This is a genomic window from Allobosea sp. GW823-FHT02B03, assembly GCF_058797755.1.
Genome location: NZ_JBXAJY010000005.1, coordinates 1 through 17,668 on the forward strand (window position 1 = coordinate 1; position 17,668 = coordinate 17,668).

The window sequence follows — 17,668 nt, forward strand, 5'->3', positions numbered from 1 at the left end:
TCACGGGGCGAGGCCTTCGGCCTTCGCCTGGTCGAGCAGGCGTTGGGCCTCGGCCTCGGCAGCGGCGGCGTGGCCGCGCAGCGCGTCGTCGTCGTCGAGCTTCCCGCGCATGATCGCGATCTGCTTGATGATCTCCGAGATGCCCTGGAAGGCGAGCAGGATGAAGCCGATGATGACCAGGCCCTTGGCCGGCCATTGCGGCAGGCCGCCGGCCGAAAGCGACTGCTCGTTCACTGCATAGGAGCGGGTGAAGAACGGCCAGGAATGGTAGATCATCAGCAGGCAGAACGGCATCAGGAACAGGGTGTGGCCGATCAGGTCGATCCACTGCTGCACGCGCTTGGGCAGCATGCTGTTCACGATGTCGATGCGGATATGCTCCTTCACCTGCAGCGTCCAGGCGGCGCAGAGCAGGAAGACCGTGCCGAACAGCACCCATTGCAGCTCGAGCCAGGCATTGGACGAGACGCTGAAGACCTTGCGGACGATGGCGTTGACGGTGGCGACGATGACGGCCAGCAGGATCAGCCAGGCGACCTTCTTTCCGATCTCGCGATTGATCTTGTCGATCACGCGGCTGAAAGCGAGTGGTCCTTCCACTGCGGGGCTCCCTGACGTCTATCGATTATGGCGGCATCATGCGCCGCATGAAGGGCGGTTATACCAATGCTACATGACGCGCAAGATTATGTCTGAGCCGGGCTGTGGATCAGCGCCCGAAGCGCAGCGCGAGCAGCGCCACGGCAAGCATCAGCCACATCATCGCCATCAGCGTCTGCGGCCAGATGGTGACCAAAGCGCTGATCGCGATCGTCGCGAGCGCTCCGGAGCCGAGCTGGACGGCGCCCATCAACCCGGCGGCGGAGCCGGCGAGTTCGGGCTTGGCCGAGAGTGCGGAGGCGGTGGCTCCCGGGATCGTCAGACCGTTGCCGATCGCGTTCAGAGCCAGCGGCAGGAACAGCGTCAGCGGCGTCCAGTACGGCGAAAGCGAGATCGCGAAGGCGGCGCTGATCGCGACGAAGGAGATCGCGAGGCCGATCCGGACCATCCGCGCCGTGCCGACCCGGATGGCGAGCCGGGACATCGCGAAGTTGCCGATCATGTAGCCGAAGGCGTTGAGGATGAAGTACGCGCCGTAGACGTCGGAGCCCCGCCCCATGGTTTCGACGACGATGAAGGGCGCCGCCGCGATGAAGGCGAAGAAGGAGGCGGACGTCATCGTCAGCGCGATGACGTCGACGATGAAGGCCCGATTGCCGGCTAGTTCGGGGAACGCACGGAAAATCCCGAGCAGCGAGGTGCGGATGCCGACGCTGGGTGCGGTTTCAGGCAGGCGCATCGCCGTCAGCACCAGCACTGCCACGCCGACGGCGGTCATCGTCCAGAAGATCATCCGCCAGCCGAACCAGGTCTCGATATGGCCGCCGACATAAGGAGCGAGCATCGGGGCGACGACCATGACCATGGTCACGGAGGCAATCTGGCCGGCCGCCTCGTCGCGGCTCGATGTGTCGCGGATGATGGCGCGGGCGAGGGCGAAGGTCGTGCCGGCGCCGGCACCTTCCAGCACGCGCGAGAACAGCAATGCTCCGGTGGTTTCGGCGATCGCGCCGAGCGCCGATCCGAGGATGAAGGCGACGATGCCGGCGAGCACGCAGGGGCGCCTGCCGAAGCGGTCGGAGAGCGGCCCGACGATGAGCTGCGTCAGCGCCACCGCGACGAGAAAGAGCGTCAGCGTCAGCTGGATCGTGGCGTAGCTGGCGGAGAAGCCGCGGGCCAGCGCCGGCGTCGCCGGCGCGACCATGTTGAGGGCGATCGGCTGCAGCGTCGAGATTGCGACCAGGATCAGCAGGGCCGGGCGCTTCGGGCTCATAGCGGCTTGCCGCCTTCCGGGGGGTGCAGTGCCATCTCCGCCACCATGGCGAGGAGGCCGCTGCGATTCTGGGCGGCGGTAGCCAAGGCGGGCTCCAGTCGGGCGCGGCCTGCTCAGGCGTCGAAGCGGGCGAGAGCGAAGGGGGAGAGGTCGAAAGGCGTCTTGGTGTCGGTGCTGAGATCGGCGAGGATTTCGCCGATGGCGCTGGCGAACTTGAAGCCGTGGCCCGAGCAGGCCGAGGCGAACACCGCCTGTGGCACGCCCGGCACGGTGTCGATCACGAAGCCCTCATCGGGCGAGACCGTATAGACGCAGCCCTTTACCGTCAGCGGATCGCCGGCCGCGTCGGGGATATAGCGCGCGAGGCACTCGCGGATCAGCCTAACCTGCGTCGGGCTCGGCGTGCGGTCGGGATCGCGCGGATCCATCGGCTCGCGCCCGAAATGCGGTCCGCCCAGCTTGAAGCCGGGATGCTCGTAGAGCGGGAAGCCGTAGAAATTGCCTTCCTCGACGGTCAGGATAAAGACCGGGAAGGCGCCTTCGCGGAACAGCTCGGGCCGGCGCGTCGTGAACCAGCCGATCGCCTGGCGCACCGTCTTGACTTGTGAGGCCAGCGCCGGCACCGCGTCGGCGATCCAGCCGCCGGAAGTGATCACCAGCCTGCCGGCCGAATAGTTGCCCCGCTCGGTCCGCACGATGACGCCGCCATCGGCGGTCGGGCGCCAGTCCAGCATCGGCTCGCCGGTACGGATTTCCGCGCCTTTCGACTGGGCAAGGCCGACATGGGCGTAGATCGCCTTCTCCGAGGCGACGAAGCCGCCGTCGGGTTGCCAGAGTCCGAGATGGCCTGACGGCAGCTGGAAGGCCGGAAAACGCCTGGCGATCTCGGCCTGGTCGAGCACCTCATGCGCCAGTCCGTGGTCCAGGCAGGATTGCAGCGAGGATTCGACCGGGCCGGCACCTTCAGGGGCGAGGTCAAGCGAGCCGGTGACGTGCAGCAGCTTCAGCCCGGCAGCATCGCCGGTCTCCTGCCAGAGTTGGTGCGCCCGGCGCACGATCGGGACGTAATGCGAGCCCTCGAAATAGGCGAGGCGGATGATCCGGGTCAGCCCGTGCGAGGAACCCATGGCGTGGCCGAGATCGAAGCGCTCGAGCCCGAGGACACGCAGGCCGCGCTTGGCCAGATGCCAGCAGGCGGCCGATCCCATGGCGCCGACGCCGGCGACGATCACGTCGTAATGAGGCGCAGTCATTGCTGTTCTTGTCCTCGATGTCCGGCCGGGCGAATGCGGCAATCTAGTCCCACGGGTCCGCGACGGTCCATGCCCGCGGGCAGGTCGGCTGCATGCGCGCGGTGGGAGGCGGGGCGGTCCCGCGCAGAAGGTTTGTTAACCGTGCGCGCGGCATAGCTTGCGAATACGTGCTTTTCCGGGATCGGCCTATGCTTGCTCGCTCATTCCGGCGTCTGTTGGGCCGTGTCGGTCCCGCCGAGCCGGTTGCGGAGCCGGTCGCTCCGCCTCCTGAGCTCGCGAAGCCAGCGCCGCCAGCCGACGCCCCTCTTGGCGAGGCCGTCAACGAACTCGAGAACGACGTCGTCGCCGCCATGCGCCGGCTCAATGACGGGCTCGGCCGCGCCGAGGAGTTCTCCGCACGCTCCGAGGCGCGCTCGCGTGAGATTCATGGCGGCATGGCCGAATTGCGCGAGGTGACCTTCACCGCCAGTGCCAATTCCTCGGCGCTCGCCAGCGCGACCGTACAGGTCTCCGAGGCGGCGGAACGCGTGGGCGCCTCGATGATGGGCGCCAGGGACATGCTCGACGCCGCCGCCACGCGCGCCGCCGAGGCAACAAGGATGATGAGCGATCTGACGCAGGCGACCGCCGAGATCCGCTCGATCGTCGATGCCATCGCCGAGATCGCCCGCCAGACCAACCTGCTCGCCCTCAATGCCACCATCGAGGCCGCCCGCGCCGGCGAGGCCGGCCGCGGCTTCGGCGTCGTGGCGCAGGAGGTGAAGTCGCTTTCGCTCGAGGTCCGCAATGCTGTCGAGGACATCCGCGGCCGGGTCGACCGGTTGAACCAGGCGACGCATGGCTCGGCGTCCTTCGTCAGCGACGCGTTCCGGCTGGTCGGCGACGTCAACCCGGTGATGGCGACGATCGGAGAGGCTTCGCATGAGCAGGCTGCCGCAGCCGCCGAGCTGTCACGCTCGGCCGAGGTCACGGCGCGCTTCATCGAGACCGTCCAGCATCGCGTCAGCGACATCGACCGGGTCGCGCTCGCAGCGGCCGACGAAAGCGCAGGCGCACGCCGGGCGCTCTCGGAGGGGGCACGCCAGGCCGACGGGCTCCTCGAGCGCTTCGTCCCGACCTTGCGCCAGACCCTGTTCGCCGATCGCCGGCGGCACGACCGCTTTCCGGCCGAACTTGCCGCGACGCTTTCGGTCGCGGGTGAGAGCCATGCGCTGCAGACCATCGATCTCGGCTTCGGCGGAACGCTTCTCGCCGGGGCGGATGATCTGCGCCTGCCGGTGGGAGCGCGCGGCGAGCTCGTCGTCGAAGGCATGCCGCCGCTGGCTTGCCGGATCAAGGCGAGGAGCGATCTCGGCCTCCACATCGCCTTCGATCACGAGGACAGCCAGGGACAGACGGCGCTCCACCAGCGCCTAGCCGAGGTCGAGGAGGCCTATCGCCCGCTGATCGAGCGCGCCCAGCTGTTCTCGCAACAGGTCGCCCTGCTGTTTGAGGATGCGCTGAGCCAGCGCCGCCTGCGCGAGGAGGAATTGTTCGACACCGACTATGTCGCGCTGCCGGACACCGAGCCGCGGCAGTTCAGCAACCGTGCCCTGCCGGTCCTGCAAGCGATCCTGCCTCCGATCCTGGCGGAGACCTTGCGGAGCGATACGCGTCTGGTCTTCGCCGTGGCGATCGATCGCAACGGCTACATCCCGGTGCACCACCCGCAGTATTCGCAGCCGCAGCGTCCGGGGGAGGCCGACTGGGACCCGGCCTACAGCCGCGACCGCCGCATCTTCGACGACCGGGCCGGCATCATGGCGGCGCGCTCGACCCGGCCGTTCCTGGTGCAATCCTATCATCGCGACATGGGCGCTGCCGGCACGCAGCTGATGCGCGAGGTCGACGCCCCGCTCAGCATCCATGGCCGCCACTGGGGCGGCGTGCGGATGGCTTATCGGATGTGAGGGGCCGCGCTCCGGGCCGGGGCGTCAGCGCCGGCTGGCGGTGAGGATGCCGTCGATGAGCCTCTGTGAGGCGAGGGCTTCCTCGCCGGTGACGACCGGGTCGCCGCCGCTCTCGATCGCATCGAGGAAGTTCGCGATCACCGCCCTGTGTGCATCGTGGGGGAAGTCCATGATGTTGGCGCCCGAGCCGGTGCTGCCTTCGGCCTCCACGGTTTCGCTGCGTCCGTCGAGAAAGGCGAGCTCGAGCCGCCCACCGACCAGCGCCGCATGGCCCTTGCGGCCGATGATCTCTATCCGTTCGGGATGGCCCGGGTAGGCGGCGGTGGTGGTGACCAGCGTCGCCGGGGCACCATTGGCGGTTTCGAGCAGCGCGCCGACATAGTCTTCCGTCTCCATCCGGTGCAGCCCGGTCGTGCGGACCTGGGCCGCCACGACACGCGAGACCCCGACCAGCGAGCGGAACAGGTCCAGCGAATGGATCGCCTGCGTCAGCAGCACGCCGCCGCCGTCGCGGGCGAGCGTGCCGCGGCCTGGCTCGTCGTAATAGGATTGCGGCCGCCACCACGGCACCTGCAGCAGCGCGGCCTCGACCTCGCCGAGCTCGCCATCGTCGAGCGCAGCCTTCAGGCGCAGGCTCGCAGGCCGGAAACGGTGCTGCAGCACGACGCCGAAGACCTTGCCGGCCCGCCGCGCCGCCGCCACAAGATCGGCGCCCCGCGCCGCCGTCAGTTCGAGCGGCTTCTCGACCAGCACATGCTTGCCTGCGGCGAGGCAGCGTGCCGAGACTTCGAGATGGCTGGAGGGCGGCGTCAGGACGATGACCGCCTCGACGGTGGGGTCGGCGAGCACCGCCTCGATGTCGGTCGTTCCCGGAAATGGGAACTGCTGGCGGTAGGCGTCGAGACGCTGCTGCGAGCGGCTGACGACATGCCGGACGTCGACCCGCTCGGCGAGATCGACGAGGCTGCGCGAATGGGGCAGAGCGGCCGGTCCGAGGCCGATGACGGCGATGCCGATCTTGCGTGTCACTTTGCCTCGGCTCCCCTGATCGGCAGGCGCACGGCCCGGTCCTGCGCATGCAGGGCGAGGCGGCAGACGGTGAAGACGTGCCTTCGCGTCGCCGCCTTCTCGCTGCGGGCTTCGACATCCGCGATGAGGTCGCGGAAATAGGTCAATGGCTCGCCGGATGCGTCGATATGGCGGGTGCCGGTCTTGTCGACCAGGAAGAGGTGGTCGGTGCCCGGCCTGCCGGCGATGTCGACATATTTGCGCAGTTCGATCGTGCCCTCAGTGCCGAGGATGGTGAGCCGCCCGTCGCCCCATGTCGGCAGCCCGTCGGCGGTGAACCAGTCGACACGGATGAAGCCGGAAGCCCTGTCGCTGCGCAGCAGGATCTCGCCGAAATCCTCGAAGTCAGGCAGGTCGGCCGCACCGAAATGGCCGACGCCGGAGGCGACGATCTCGGCATCCTGCGAGCCGGTGAAATGCAGGAACTGGTCGATCTGATGCGAGGCGATGTCGGTCAGGATGCCGCCGAAATACTGCCTGTCGAAGAACCAGCTGGGCCTGATGGTCCGGTTGAGCCGGTGCGGTCCGAGGCCGACCGTCTGGACGACCCGCCCGATCGCGCCGTCCGCGATCAGCTTGCCGGCGACGATGGTCGAGGGGACGATGAAGCGCTCGGAGAAGCAGACCGAGAAGATCCGGCCGGTCTCGGCGACGGCGTGCTCGACCTCGGCGAGTTGCTCGAAGGACGTGACGCCGGGCTTGTCGACCATCACGTCCTTGCCGGCCCGCATCGCCCGGACGGCGAGGGCTGCCCGCTCCGAGGGGATGCCGGCGCAGACGATCAGCTCGATCGTGGAATCATCCAGCAGGCGCTCGGCCGGCGCTTCTGCGAGCTGCGGGAAGCGTTCGCGAAAGCCCGCGAGCACCCGCGGGTCGCTGGTCGTAGGGTCGAAGCCGGCGCAATGCGCGCCGGCCTCCAGCAGGCCACCGACCATGTGGTAGATGTGGCGATGGTCGAGGCCGATGGCGGCGAAACGCATTCGCCGCCTCTCACTTCGGCGCGTGGCCGACGCCGATCTCCTGGTCCCAGCGCCGGAAGGCGGCGACCAGGCGTTCGGGCGTCAGCGGCGGGCGCGTCGGCAGGCTCGCGATCAGGCTGTCATATTCGGGCCGGCCGAACTCCTTCAGCACGTCCTGGCTCTCCTGCGGCGCCATGGCGAGGGTAACGCCCTTGATCGCCGGACCGGGGTAGAAATAGCCCTTGTCATAGGTCGCAGCCTGCGATTCCGGCTTCAGCAGATGCGACATCAGGGCGAGGATCACCGGGATCTTGGCCGCCGCCACGCCCTTCGGGATGCACATGAACTGGGTGTCCGGAATCCAGTGCGTGTTGGCGATGGTGAAGACCTTGGCCTCCTTCGGCACGATGCCGAGCGCGCGTGGGTTGATGTCCCAGCCCAGCGTCGAGACGATGCAGTCGCGCGTGCCGTCGCCGAGTTCCTTCATCGTCGCGGCGGTGCCGGTCGGATAGTAGTCGATCGCCGTGCCGAGTTCCTTGAGATAGGCCCAGGTCTTGGCCCAGCCGTTCATCGGGTCGCTCGGATCGCTGTCGCCGAGGATGTACGGCATGCCCTGCAGGAAGGTCCAGCCCGGGCCGGAGTTCAGCGGGCGGGCATAGGTGAAGCGGTTGGGATTGGCCTTCACATAGGCCAGGAACTCCTCGGCCGTCTTCGGCACCGTCTTGAGTTTGTCGGGCATGTACTCGAACAGCGGCCCGGAGGGCGAATAGACGACGGCGACGCCTTCGTTCTGGCCGAAATTGCGCTGCATCATCAGCGCCTGCTCGTGATAGGTGTCCTCCGCCTTCGGCAGGGCCGCCGTGTGCGATTTCCAGACGTCGACCCACAGCCCCTGCTGGATGCCGTCGGACATCGCGCCCGGCCCGGTCAGCACCATGTCGATGTCGACGCGGTTGGCATCCTGCTGAGCCTTGAGCTTGGCCGGCAATTCGGGCGAGGGCGCGCGCGAAAAATTCAGGCGCGAGATCAGCTTCGGATTGTCCTTGGCGAATTTCTCGATCGAACTCTGCGTCAGCTGCAGGTTTCCGGCGACGTCGATGATGTTGAGCATCACCGGGCTCGAAGGCATCGCGCCCTGTGCGAAGGCGCCGCTCGCATGCAGTGCCGCAAGGCTGGAAGCACCGGCGATCACGCCGCGCCGTGTCGGATTGGCCATGTCTCACTCCCTCTGTCCCGGTCGATTTTGCTGTGACCTTGGCATGTATACTAGTGCACAAGCAGCGGCGGGCAAGAGGTTGAAGCGTTAAAGTCCAGGAGCGTGAGATCGGGTTCCTGCCGATACTCGGGGCCGTCCATTGCTCGGGAGGGCGGCCAGTGAGACCGGGGAGATCGGCTGCCAGCCTTGCCGCACGTACGGGTGCCGCAGGATTCGACACGGGGACCCATCAGGGCTCCAGAGCTTGTGAGAACGTCTTCAGATACTTCATGCCGGTGTCGCACATGATCGTGACGATCGTGGCGTTCGGCCCGAGACGTTCGGCCAGCCGCAGGGCGGCAGCGACATTGGCGCCTGTCGAGGTGCCGCAGAACAGGCCTTCCTCGGCCGCCAGTCGAAACGCCGTCGCCCTGGCTTCCTCGGTCGAGACGCGCTCGATGTCGTCGGCGATGCCCTCATGCCAGAGCGGCACGATGTAGCCGGCGCCGATCCCGTCGATCTTGTGCGCGCCGGACGGTCCACCCGAAAGCACGGCCGATTCGGCCGGCTCGACGGCGACGAAACGGATGTGCCCGTCATGCTGGCGAAGTTTTTCGGAGATGCCGCGGAGCGCCGCCGCCGTTCCGACGCTCTGGACGAAGCCGTCCATGCGCCCTCCGGTCTGCTCCCAGATCTCGTCGGCGAGCTTCGCATAGGCCGCGAGCTGGTCGGTGTTCTCCATCTGGGCGGTGATGTAGGCACCCAGATTCTGCGCGATGCGATGAGCCTCGGCGATCATATTCTTCGTCAGTTTCTCGGTCTGTTTGCCGTTCTCGCTCGGCACGATCGTCAGCTTCGCGCCGAGAAGACGCATGTGGTCGAGCTTCTCCCTGGAGAAGGCGTCCGACGTCACGAGGTGAAGCGGATGCTTCTTGACCGCGCAGATCAGCGCCAGCGAGACGCCCGTGCTGCCGCCCGTATATTCGACGACCGCGCCGCCCGGCTTCAGGCGGCCGTCGGCTTCCGGCGCCTCGATCATGGCCAGCGCCATCCGGTCCTTCATGCTGCCGGTCGGGTTCCGGCTTTCCAGCTTGAGGAGGATGCGCGCGCCATTGGCTGGGACGACATTGCGCAAGGCGAGCAGCGGGGTGTTGCCGATCGTGTCGAGAATGGTCGCGGGGGCGTTGTTCATCGGGGGGGCTCGCGAGATTGCAGGGGATGACAGGGGGCGGCTCGTCAGCCCGACGGAAACGGCCGGGCGATCGGCATGGGCTGCGATCGAAAAATAGACCTGTGCCCAGCGGTGCACTATCGTCGTAAATGACAATCTTGGGATCATTTACGCCATGCGTCTGACGGTTCTCGCACTCGACGGGGTTTTCGATACCGGTCTGACCGTCTTGCTCGACACCTTCTCGACCGCCAACGAGCTGGCGGTCGCCCAGGGGATCGAGCGCCCATTGTTCGATGTGAAGCTCGTCGGGGTACGGCCCCAGATCCGAACCGCGATCGGCCTCGCCGCGACAGTCGAGGCGGCGGCTTCGGTGCGCAGGCCGGATTGGGTGATCGTGCCGGCCTTGAACGCCAAGCAGCCGGACCGGCTGGTCGATGCCTTGGGGCGGCCGGACGTCGTCGAGGGCCTCGCCCAGCTGCGCAGCTGGCACGCGGAGGGAGTGGGGATGGCAGGTGCCTGCATCGGCACGTTCCTGCTGGCGGAGGCCGGCCTGCTCGATGGCCGGGAGGCGACGACGACCTGGTCGCTCGCACCCTTGTTCCGCCGGCGCTATCCGGATGTGAGGCTGGACGATTCACGGATGGTCATCGCATCCGAGCGCATGATCACGGCTGGAGCCATGATGGGCCATCTCGATCTGGCGCTATGGCTCGTGCGCCAGGCGAGCCCTCAGATGGCTGCGCTCGTCGCGCGCTTCATGCTGATCGACCGGCGGTCCTCCCAGGCCCGCTATATCATCCCGGATCATCTCGCCCATGCCGACCCGCTGATCGAACGCTTCGAGCGCTGGGCTCGCGACAATCTCGCCTCCGGCTTCTCGCTTCAGGAGGCGGCGAACGCATTGGCGGTCAGCACCCGGACCTTGCAGCGTCGTACGGAAGCCGTGCTTGGAAAATCGCCGCTCGCCTTCTTCCAGGACATGCGGGTCGAGCGGGCCCAGCATCTCGTCTCGATCGGGCAGGATCTCGAGAAGATTGCTGGTGAGGTCGGCTATGCCGATTCCGCGACCTTGCGGACCCTGCTGCGGCGCCGGCTTGGTCGCGGTGTTCGGGAATTGCGGACCGAGCTGCGGTCGTAGAGCGTCGACGGCGAAGGCGGCTGGAGCATGCCGCGCGTCCGGTCGCGTGAAGGGGCGCGCCGGATGCGTCAGGTCGGGCGCTGTTCGAGCCATTCGAGCAGCAGCACGTAGCTGACGGCGAGCAGGACGGGGCCGACGAACAGGCCGAGCAGCCCCTCGGCGATCATGCCGCCGATGACCCCGAACAGGATGATCGGCATCGGGACTTCCAGGCCCCGGCCGAGCATCAGCGGCCTGAGAACATTGTCGCTGAGCCCGGCGACGACGTTCCAGATCAGGAAGATCACCGCTACCTGCGTCGCTTCGGTCAAGAAGACATAGGCGACGACCGGCAGAGTCAGCAGGATAAGCGGGATCTGGATGATGCCGAGCAGCAGGGCGACAAGCGTCAGCGGGCCGGCGGCCTGCAGGCCGATGGCGAAGAAGCCGAGGCCCAGCAGCAGCGACTGGACCAGGGCGACGCCGACCACGCCGAGGCCGACGCCGCGGATCGTCGCCGCGGTCAGGCTCGCCAGTCGCTCCGTCCGTTCCTGGCTTCCGGTGATGCGCAGCAGCACGCGACGGACCAAAGCAGCGGCATCCACGCCATAGGCGAGGAGCACGGCGGCAATCGCGAATGAAACGATGAACGATAATTCGCCGATCACCAGACGGCCCGCGAACGAACCCAGCCAGGCAAGCGGGCCGGTCAGCAGGTGGCCGTATTTTGCCAGGGCAGCGGGCAGGTTGGATGCGACGAGCGCCCAGTTCTCCGTCAATTTCGCGCCGATCACGGGCACGCCGCCGAGCCAGAGCGGTGGCGGCGGAAAGGTCAGATCCTGGCCCTGCAGGCTCGAGACCACCGAATAGAGCGACGTCGCGAGAGACGTCACCATGAGCGCCGTCGGTCCGAGCAACAGCGCGACGCCGAGCAGGCCGATCAACAAGGCCGATCCACGGTTGCTGAGCCGCGGCGCCAGATGGCGATGCAGCGGGTAGAGCATCACGGACAGGATCACCGACCAGATCAGGAGAAAGACGAACGGCAGGATGATGCGGGCACCGGCATAGGCCAGGATGGCGACGAGCCCGACGCGGATCGCGGTGTCGATGATCGTCGAGGCCGGGAGGGCCTGGCCGGTTTCCGGCGCCTTCCTGTCCATCGATCTGTCCCTTGGTCGGATACCTGCGCGAACCTGCGCTTCTACGGCGCCGCTCGGCCGGAATGGTCGTGGCCCGGTCTGCAAAAGTGTGAAGAGCAGGTTCTGCTCCGCGATTGCCGCGGAGCAGAAGTCTTCAGCGCCTGCCGGCCCGATTGACCGGGCCGCCGCGATTCATCGGGGTTCCAGGCCTCACGCCGACGCCGGGCGCGCCGACGCCGGGCGTCGCGACGGCGCGGGCGACCGGTCGTGGCGCCAGGGCCACGCCGGGTCTCGCGACGCAGCCGACGGGATAGCCGACATAAGTGCAGTAGACGACTGCACCGGCGTCTTCTGCGCTGATGCCGACGAATGCGATTGCCAATGCCGCCAATGTGATCGGGAGCTTCATGTCCACCTCCATCGACTGTCTTCGTGCAGGCAAGATGGGCGAGTGCTGGCGAAGTTTCTGACCCACGTCAGGCCGACACCCGTCATGGCTGGGTTCCGGCCCGGGGCATAGGCTCGGCCGCCCCATCGATGTCGCAGCCTAATTCAACTCCGGCGCTTTCGAAATGGCTCGATGCGTGGCGGGCGCGCCCCGATACCGTCTCGCCCGGCCCGATCTCGACCCGCCGGCCGCGCGCATGTCCCGGCCCAAGACCGCGCGGGCGGCGGCGGTCGATGATGAAGTTGTGGCCCCGAGGCTTGCGCGAGATCGCCGCCTCCATCGCCCGGTAGAGCAGGGCATCGTCGGCGGAAATGCGGATCGGGCGCGCAGATATTTGAGATTGGCGGTTTCGAAACTGCCTCAGACCCGCGCAATGTCGACAGCGTTCGCTGTGAACGCTACGTCATCGCAGGTCTGGTAATCGGGTGGGGGAATGCGCGAAATCGGAGCCGGCCTGGCTGGCGCGTTCATTCTGTTCTTTGCCCGCTTCATCACGGCGGTGCGCGGACGATGGGACGGTATCGCACCGACCGACGAGCAGCGGATCTATTTCGCCAACCATGCCAGCCATGGCGATTTCGTCCTGATCTGGACCGTGCTGCCGCGCCGCCTGCGTTTCGCGACCCGGCCGGTCGCAGGAAGCGATTATTGGCTGAAGAGCGGCCTTCGGCGCTTCATCGGCCGCGATGTCTTCAACGCCGTCCTGATCGATCGGAACCAAGCCACCCGAACGACTGATCCGATCGCCCAGATGACCGAAGCGCTCGACGCCGGTTCGTCCCTCATCGTGTTCCCGGAAGGGACGCGCAACACGACGGACGCGCCGCTGCTGCCGTTCAAGAGCGGGCTGTTCCATCTGGCGCAGGCCCGGCCGAACGCGGCGCTCGTTCCGGTCTGGATCGACAATCTCAACCGCGTCATGCCGAAAGGAGAGTTCGTGCCGGTCCCACTGGTCTGCACCGTCAGCTTCGGCGCTGCTCTCACCCTTTCCGAGGCCGAGACGAAGCAGGATTTCCTTACGCGGGCTGAAGCGGCGCTGCTCGCATTGTCACCGAAGGCCAGCGCACCATGACGATGCCGCATCCTGATCTTCTTGCCGTGCTGGCCGGCCTGCTCGGTGTGCTGATCGTGGCATCCGCGATCGGCTATGTGCTGCAGCGTCGGCTGTCGCCCGATGGCTCGAATGCCGTGGTCGAGAACCTGAACGATCGCATCCGCGCCTGGTGGATCATGATCGTGCTGATGGGGCTGGCGCTGATCGGCGGCAAGACCGGCGTGACGCTGCTCTTCGGCTTCTGCTCCTTCGCGGCCTTGCGCGAATTCATCACGCTGACCGACACCCGCCGCGCCGACCATTGGGCGCTCGCAGCCGGTTTCTTCGTCGTGCTGCCGGTGCAGTATTACCTGATCTGGATCGACTGGTACGGCCTCTATTCGATCTTCATCCCCGTCTACGCCTTCCTGCTGATGCCGATCATCGCCTCGCTGCGCGGCGACACCGAGCATTTCCTCGTGCGCATCGCCGAGGTGCAGTGGGCGCTGATGATCTGCGTCTTCTGCATCTCGCATGTGCCGGCGCTGCTCAGCCTCGACATCCCCGGTTTTCAGGGCCGCAACGTCCTGCTGATCGCCTTCCTCGTCATCGTCGTGCAGATCAGCGACGTGCTGCAGTACGTCTGGGGCAAGCTGCTCGGCCGCACCAAGATCGCGCCGAGGCTGTCGCCATCGAAGACGGTCGAGGGCTTCATCGGCGGCGCGCTCAGCGCGACGGCGGTCGGGGCGGCCCTGTCCTGGATGACGCCGTTCACGCCGCTGCAGGCGGCTTTCCTGGCGCTGGTCATCGTGCTGATGGGCTTCTTCGGCGGCCTCGTCATGTCGGCGATCAAGCGCGATCGCGGCATCAAGGACTGGGGCCATCTGATCGCCGGCCATGGCGGCTTCCTCGACCGACTCGATTCGGTGGTGTTCTCCGCCCCGATCTTTTTCCATCTCGTCCGCTATGGCTGGTCGGCGACATGAGCCCGCCGCTCGCCCGCCTGATGCGTAGCAGCATCGTCCATGTCGGCTTCGCCTTCCTCGCCATGGGCAGCTGGGCGGTTTTCGCCAATCGCGCCCACCCGATGCCGGCGCCGCTGCTCGCCGGGCTCATCCAGGGCACGCTGTCGGCGCTCATCACGCTGCTGCTGAAGCGCGGCATCGAGTATCTCGCCAGCCGCTTCTCCGGATTGACCGCGCTTCTGGCCCCGCCCCTGATCGCGGGGGCCGTCTCCGCGAGCCTGCTGACCCTTATTCACACGATCGGCGGCACGCCTGAAATCGTGAGGACGATCGCCGTGCCGCTCACCGTCGCGACCAGCTATGCGGCGCTCTACAATTTCTCGCTGTGGCGGAGCAGGGAGGCGAAGAACCATGGCGCAGAGTGACGATCGACGCCCGCTCGCGAGCCGCGACACCGGTTGGGCCCGGGGGATAGCGCGCCGGCTGAGCGCCAGCGGCATCACGCCGAACCAGATCTCGATGGCGAGCATGGCGATGGCGGCGGTCGCCGGCGCGGCCTTCTGGCTCGCGGGTAGCGCGGCTTCCGGACCGCGCGCTGCGCTGCTGCTCGCCGCGGCGCTGTTCTGCCAGCTCAGGCTGCTCTGCAATCTCTTCGACGGCATGGTCGCGATCGAGGGCGGCAAGCAGGAGGCCGACGGCCCGTTCTGGAATGAGTTTCCGGATCGGGTCGCCGATATCCTGATCCTCGCCGGCGTCGGCTATGGGATCGGAGTCCCGGCCCTGGGCTGGGCGGCGGCCGCTTTTGCCGTGCTGACCGCCTATACCCGTGAGCTCGGTCGCAATTGCGGGCTGCCGGCCGATTTTTCCGGCCCGATGGCCAAGCAGCACCGCATGGCGACCATCACCGCCGCGGCGCTCCTGTCGCTGCTCGAGCCGCTCTGGCGCGGCCAGAACGAGGTGCTGCTCATCGCGCTCGGGGTGATCGCGGTAGGGGCCGCGGTAACCGCTCTCAGGCGGGCGGCGAACATCGTGCGCGCATTGCGGGCTCGCTGAGTTCGCTTAGATCCACTAGTCGCTCAGCCGCCGGTCACGCTCATATGCCGGCCCACCGCGGCGCGCGGGCGGCGGCGGTCGATGACGAAGTCGTGACCCTTGGGCTTGCGCGAGATCGCCTCTTCCATCGCCCGGTAGAGCAGGGCGTCGTCGGCGGAGGCGCGGATCGGTGCGCGCAGATCCGCGGCATCCTCCTGTCCCAGGCACATGTAGAGCGTGCCGGTGCAGGTCAGGCGGACGCGGTTGCAGCTCTCGCAGAAATTATGGGTCATCGGCGTGATGAAGCCGACCAGCCCGCCGGTTTCCGCGACCTTGACGTAGCGGGCCGGCCCGCCGGTCCGGTAGGGATCGTCGACAAGCGTGTAGCGGTCCATCAGCCGGGCGCGCACCACCGAGAGCGGCAGGAACTGGTCGAGCCGCGCCGGCTCGATCTCGCCGAGCGGCATCACCTCGATCAGGGTCAGGTCCATGCCGAGCCCGTGGGCCCATTGCATCAGCCCCTCGATCTCGTCCTCGTTGACGCCCTTCAGCGCAACCGCGTTGATCTTGACGCGCAGACCCGCCGTCCGTGCTGCCTCGATGCCGGCCAAGACCTTCGAAAGGTCGCCCCAGCGCGTGATCTTGCGGAATTTCTCCGGATCGAGCGTATCGAGCGAGACGTTGACCCGTCGCACCCCGCAATCCGCCAGCTCCTGCGCATAGCGGGAAAGCTGCGAGCCGTTGGTGGTCAGCGTCAGCTCGTCGAGCGCGCCGGAGGTCAGGTGGCGCGAGAGCGAGCGGAACAGGTTCATGATCTCGCGTCGGACCAGCGGCTCGCCGCCGGTGATGCGCAGTTTCCGCGTGCCCCGCGAGACGAAGGCAGTGGCGACCCGGTCGATCTCTTCCAGCGTCAGGAGGTCGCGCTTCGGCAGGAAGGCCATGTCCTCCGACATGCAATAGACGCAGCGGAAATCGCAGCGATCCGTCACCGAGATGCGCAGATAGGAGATGTCGCGCCCGAACGGATCGACCAGCGGCGCACGCGTCAGCGGCATATGGGAATTGATCAGCACTCTGGTTTCGTCTCGCCAGCGTTTCCACCAAGCGCTGCTCGCACGTGCGTGGTGGCAGCCGCATCATTATAACAAGGAAAGAGATTGGCACCGGTACGGCCGGCGTCAATAGCTGCAAACGCCACATCACCTTGGTGAAAGACGAAGATGTCAGCCTGGCCGACCGAAATACGCCTGTCCAAGGACCGGCGGACCCTGCATGTCTCCTTCGAGGACGGGGAGAGCTTCGGCCTCTCCGCCGAGTTGCTGCGCGTCGAGAGCCCCTCGGCCGAGGTCCAGGGCCATGGCCCGACCCAGAAGCAGACCGTGCCCGGCAAGCGCGAGGTCGAAATCCTCAAGGTCGAGCCGGTCGGTCACTATGCCGTGCGCCTGACCTTCGACGACATGCACGACACCGGCATCTATGGCTGGGACTATCTGCGCGAGCTCGGCCGCGATGGCGAAGCCAAGCTCCAGGCCTATCTCGACGAGCTCGCGGCGAAGGGGCTCTCGCGGGAGCGGCTGCGGCGGGGCTGAGCCGCAGGCTCCATCAGAGGGAGGGCGCGGGGCCGAACATCTCCCGCATCCTGCCGAGATAATGCTCCTCCGAGGTCGACCAGCGCAGCTGCGCCAACAGCTTGCTGTCCGGGCCTGCCGGATAGCGCAACTGCGGCCCATCCTCCGTCGCAGCCCGGAACACGGCCTCCGCGACCTCCGCTTCGGTGCAGTAGGCGGTCGGATAATTCGCCATCTTGCCGAAGCAAGACTGGATGAAGGCGCCGTAATCCGCCGGCATCAGGCCCTGCATGCGCTGGGCGCCATTGGCGGTGAAGCTGGTGGTCGGAGCATAGCCGGGCTCGACCAGCCTCGCCTTGATGCCAAAACCCTCAAGCTCATAGGCGAGCGATTCCGTGAAGCCTTCGACGGCGCATTTGCTGGCGGCATAGACCGCGACCAGCGGCATGACCCCGATGGTGGTGCTCGAGGTGACGTTGACGATCCGCCCGCCACCTTGCCGGCGCATCTGCGGGATGATGGCCCGGCAGGTTGCGAAGACGCCGAAGGTGTTGGTCTCGAACACCTCGCGGATCGTCGCATCCGGCGTCGCTTCGACGATCGAGGCCATGCCGATCCCGGCATTGTTGACCAGCACGTCGATGGCGCCGAAGGCGGCGACCCCCTCGGCGATTGCCGCGTCGATGCTGCGCTGGTCCGTCACGTCGAGCGGAAGCACTTTCAGCCGCTCGGTGCGCGCGCCGAACAGGCCGGGATCGGGGCGTCGCATCGTCGCCAGCACGTTCCAGCCGCGGCTGAGGAAATGTTCGGCCGTCGCCTTGCCATAGCCTGACGAAGTGCCGGTGATGAGGACTGTCTCGGTCATTCAGATCTCCATTTTCTGCATCCCTTC

Annotated in this window: 18 protein-coding genes and 1 pseudogene; 7 read left to right on the forward strand and 12 right to left on the reverse strand. The window is 67.0% G+C overall.

The window, feature by feature from the left end; translation table 11 throughout:
- The 3 genes from AC1REK_RS17080 to solA all read right to left on the reverse strand — a co-directional run bounded on the left by AC1REK_RS17080 (window position 1) and on the right by solA (window position 3,126).
- On the reverse strand, window positions 1-600 hold the full coding sequence (locus tag AC1REK_RS17080) for a TRAP transporter small permease subunit (protein WP_492269120.1): 600 nt from the start codon (window positions 598-600) through the stop codon (window positions 1-3).
- A 109-nt stretch (window positions 601-709) separates the two neighbouring features.
- A complete protein-coding gene (locus tag AC1REK_RS17085) occupies window positions 710-1,873 on the reverse strand; it encodes a multidrug effflux MFS transporter (protein ID WP_492269119.1) in 1,164 nt (387 codons plus the stop codon).
- Window positions 1,874-1,986: 113 nt separating this feature from the next.
- Complete coding sequence (gene solA, locus AC1REK_RS17090) at window positions 1,987-3,126, reverse strand: N-methyl-L-tryptophan oxidase (protein WP_492269118.1); 1,140 nt, start codon at window positions 3,124-3,126, stop codon at window positions 1,987-1,989.
- A gap of 188 nt (window positions 3,127-3,314) precedes the next feature.
- Between solA and AC1REK_RS17095 the strand changes: the two genes are divergently transcribed.
- Window positions 3,315-5,075: a methyl-accepting chemotaxis protein gene (locus tag AC1REK_RS17095; RefSeq protein ID WP_492269117.1), complete on the forward strand. Its 1,761-nt coding sequence runs from the start codon at window positions 3,315-3,317 to the stop codon at window positions 5,073-5,075.
- 24 nt (window positions 5,076-5,099) lie between these two features.
- Here the strand turns inward: AC1REK_RS17095 and AC1REK_RS17100 are convergent, their stop codons facing one another.
- The 4 genes from AC1REK_RS17100 to AC1REK_RS17115 all read right to left on the reverse strand — a co-directional run bounded on the left by AC1REK_RS17100 (window position 5,100) and on the right by AC1REK_RS17115 (window position 9,489).
- On the reverse strand, window positions 5,100-6,104 hold the full coding sequence (locus AC1REK_RS17100; protein WP_492269116.1) for a Gfo/Idh/MocA family protein: 1,005 nt from the start codon (window positions 6,102-6,104) through the stop codon (window positions 5,100-5,102).
- Window positions 6,101-7,123 carry a Gfo/Idh/MocA family protein gene (locus tag AC1REK_RS17105; protein ID WP_492269115.1) on the reverse strand — a complete coding sequence of 341 codons (1,023 nt, stop codon included), beginning with the start codon at window positions 7,121-7,123 and terminating at the stop codon, window positions 6,101-6,103. The genes AC1REK_RS17100 and AC1REK_RS17105 overlap by 4 nt, the downstream gene beginning before the upstream one ends.
- A 10-nt stretch (window positions 7,124-7,133) precedes the next feature.
- Window positions 7,134-8,318, reverse strand: a complete 1,185-nt coding sequence (locus AC1REK_RS17110; RefSeq protein ID WP_316018858.1) for an ABC transporter substrate-binding protein — start codon at window positions 8,316-8,318, stop codon at window positions 7,134-7,136.
- Between the two features lie 229 nt (window positions 8,319-8,547).
- Window positions 8,548-9,489: a PLP-dependent cysteine synthase family protein gene (locus tag AC1REK_RS17115; RefSeq protein ID WP_492269114.1), complete on the reverse strand. Its 942-nt coding sequence runs from the start codon at window positions 9,487-9,489 to the stop codon at window positions 8,548-8,550.
- Between the two features lie 154 nt (window positions 9,490-9,643).
- On the opposite strand from AC1REK_RS17115, the gene AC1REK_RS17120 reads away from it, so the two are divergent.
- Window positions 9,644-10,609 (forward strand): GlxA family transcriptional regulator, encoded by a 966-nt coding sequence (locus AC1REK_RS17120; protein WP_492269113.1) that lies wholly within the window; start codon window positions 9,644-9,646, stop codon window positions 10,607-10,609.
- A 68-nt stretch (window positions 10,610-10,677) separates the two neighbouring features.
- Here AC1REK_RS17120 and AC1REK_RS17125 read toward each other — a convergent pair whose 3' ends face one another.
- The 3 genes and pseudogenes from AC1REK_RS17125 to AC1REK_RS17135 form a co-directional block, all read right to left on the reverse strand.
- Window positions 10,678-11,751 (reverse strand): AI-2E family transporter, encoded by a 1,074-nt coding sequence (locus AC1REK_RS17125; protein ID WP_492269112.1) that lies wholly within the window; start codon window positions 11,749-11,751, stop codon window positions 10,678-10,680.
- Window positions 11,752-11,884: 133 nt separating this feature from the next.
- On the reverse strand, window positions 11,885-12,139 hold the full coding sequence (locus AC1REK_RS17130; protein WP_492269111.1) for a hypothetical protein: 255 nt from the start codon (window positions 12,137-12,139) through the stop codon (window positions 11,885-11,887).
- A gap of 253 nt (window positions 12,140-12,392) precedes the next feature.
- Window positions 12,393-12,503: pseudogene (locus tag AC1REK_RS17135) on the reverse strand (GTP 3',8-cyclase MoaA); the annotation flags it as partial.
- 108 nt (window positions 12,504-12,611) lie between these two features.
- Between AC1REK_RS17135 and AC1REK_RS17140 the strand changes: the two are divergent.
- The 4 genes from AC1REK_RS17140 to AC1REK_RS17155 are packed head-to-tail and all read left to right on the forward strand — an operon-like array spanning window position 12,612 to window position 15,229.
- Window positions 12,612-13,250, forward strand: coding sequence for a lysophospholipid acyltransferase family protein (locus AC1REK_RS17140; protein ID WP_492269110.1), 639 nt, complete (start codon window positions 12,612-12,614; stop codon window positions 13,248-13,250).
- Window positions 13,247-14,197: a phosphatidate cytidylyltransferase gene (locus tag AC1REK_RS17145; RefSeq protein ID WP_492269109.1), complete on the forward strand. Its 951-nt coding sequence runs from the start codon at window positions 13,247-13,249 to the stop codon at window positions 14,195-14,197. The genes AC1REK_RS17140 and AC1REK_RS17145 overlap by 4 nt, the downstream gene beginning before the upstream one ends.
- Window positions 14,194-14,601, forward strand: a complete 408-nt coding sequence (locus AC1REK_RS17150; RefSeq protein WP_492269108.1) for a hypothetical protein — start codon at window positions 14,194-14,196, stop codon at window positions 14,599-14,601. Before AC1REK_RS17145 ends, AC1REK_RS17150 begins: the two co-directional genes overlap by 4 nt.
- Window positions 14,588-15,229, forward strand: coding sequence for a CDP-alcohol phosphatidyltransferase family protein (locus AC1REK_RS17155; RefSeq protein WP_492269107.1), 642 nt, complete (start codon window positions 14,588-14,590; stop codon window positions 15,227-15,229). Before AC1REK_RS17150 ends, AC1REK_RS17155 begins: the two co-directional genes overlap by 14 nt.
- Before the next feature lie 23 nt (window positions 15,230-15,252).
- Here the strand turns inward: AC1REK_RS17155 and moaA are convergent, their stop codons facing one another.
- Complete coding sequence (gene moaA, locus AC1REK_RS17160) at window positions 15,253-16,263, reverse strand: GTP 3',8-cyclase MoaA (RefSeq protein ID WP_316018939.1); 1,011 nt, start codon at window positions 16,261-16,263, stop codon at window positions 15,253-15,255.
- A 165-nt stretch (window positions 16,264-16,428) separates the two neighbouring features.
- Here moaA and AC1REK_RS17165 point away from each other — a divergent pair, with 165 nt between their 5' ends.
- Entirely contained in the window at window positions 16,429-16,797 is a 369-nt protein-coding gene (locus tag AC1REK_RS17165; RefSeq protein ID WP_492269106.1) for a gamma-butyrobetaine hydroxylase family protein, read from the forward strand.
- Between the two features lie 13 nt (window positions 16,798-16,810).
- Here the strand turns inward: AC1REK_RS17165 and AC1REK_RS17170 are convergent, their stop codons facing one another.
- Window positions 16,811-17,641, reverse strand: coding sequence for an SDR family oxidoreductase (locus AC1REK_RS17170; RefSeq protein ID WP_492269105.1), 831 nt, complete (start codon window positions 17,639-17,641; stop codon window positions 16,811-16,813).
- Window positions 17,642-17,668: the final 27 nt, after the last annotated feature.

What these genes read in the sequence shown, in the direction of transcription:
- AC1REK_RS17085 (WP_492269119.1), bottom strand. Translation starts at nt 1,873, where the DNA reads ATGAGCCCGAAGCGCCCGGCCCTGCTGATCCTGGTCGCAATCTCGACG.
- AC1REK_RS17170 (WP_492269105.1), bottom strand. Translation starts at nt 17,641, where the DNA reads ATGACCGAGACAGTCCTCATCACCGGCACTTCGTCAGGCTATGGCAAG.
- AC1REK_RS17140 (WP_492269110.1), top strand. Translation starts at nt 12,612, where the DNA reads ATGCGCGAAATCGGAGCCGGCCTGGCTGGCGCGTTCATTCTGTTCTTT.
- AC1REK_RS17155 (WP_492269107.1), top strand. Translation starts at nt 14,588, where the DNA reads ATGGCGCAGAGTGACGATCGACGCCCGCTCGCGAGCCGCGACACCGGT.
- AC1REK_RS17130 (WP_492269111.1), bottom strand. Translation starts at nt 12,139, where the DNA reads ATGAAGCTCCCGATCACATTGGCGGCATTGGCAATCGCATTCGTCGGC.
- AC1REK_RS17105 (WP_492269115.1), bottom strand. Translation starts at nt 7,123, where the DNA reads ATGCGTTTCGCCGCCATCGGCCTCGACCATCGCCACATCTACCACATG.
- AC1REK_RS17145 (WP_492269109.1), top strand. Translation starts at nt 13,247, where the DNA reads ATGACGATGCCGCATCCTGATCTTCTTGCCGTGCTGGCCGGCCTGCTC.
- moaA (WP_316018939.1), bottom strand. Translation starts at nt 16,263, where the DNA reads ATGCCGCTGACGCGTGCGCCGCTGGTCGATCCGTTCGGGCGCGACATC.
- AC1REK_RS17095 (WP_492269117.1), top strand. Translation starts at nt 3,315, where the DNA reads ATGCTTGCTCGCTCATTCCGGCGTCTGTTGGGCCGTGTCGGTCCCGCC.
- solA (WP_492269118.1), bottom strand. Translation starts at nt 3,126, where the DNA reads ATGACTGCGCCTCATTACGACGTGATCGTCGCCGGCGTCGGCGCCATG.
- AC1REK_RS17115 (WP_492269114.1), bottom strand. Translation starts at nt 9,489, where the DNA reads ATGAACAACGCCCCCGCGACCATTCTCGACACGATCGGCAACACCCCG.
- AC1REK_RS17120 (WP_492269113.1), top strand. Translation starts at nt 9,644, where the DNA reads ATGCGTCTGACGGTTCTCGCACTCGACGGGGTTTTCGATACCGGTCTG.
- AC1REK_RS17150 (WP_492269108.1), top strand. Translation starts at nt 14,194, where the DNA reads ATGAGCCCGCCGCTCGCCCGCCTGATGCGTAGCAGCATCGTCCATGTC.
- AC1REK_RS17125 (WP_492269112.1), bottom strand. Translation starts at nt 11,751, where the DNA reads ATGGACAGGAAGGCGCCGGAAACCGGCCAGGCCCTCCCGGCCTCGACG.
- AC1REK_RS17165 (WP_492269106.1), top strand. Translation starts at nt 16,429, where the DNA reads ATGTCAGCCTGGCCGACCGAAATACGCCTGTCCAAGGACCGGCGGACC.
- AC1REK_RS17110 (WP_316018858.1), bottom strand. Translation starts at nt 8,318, where the DNA reads ATGGCCAATCCGACACGGCGCGGCGTGATCGCCGGTGCTTCCAGCCTT.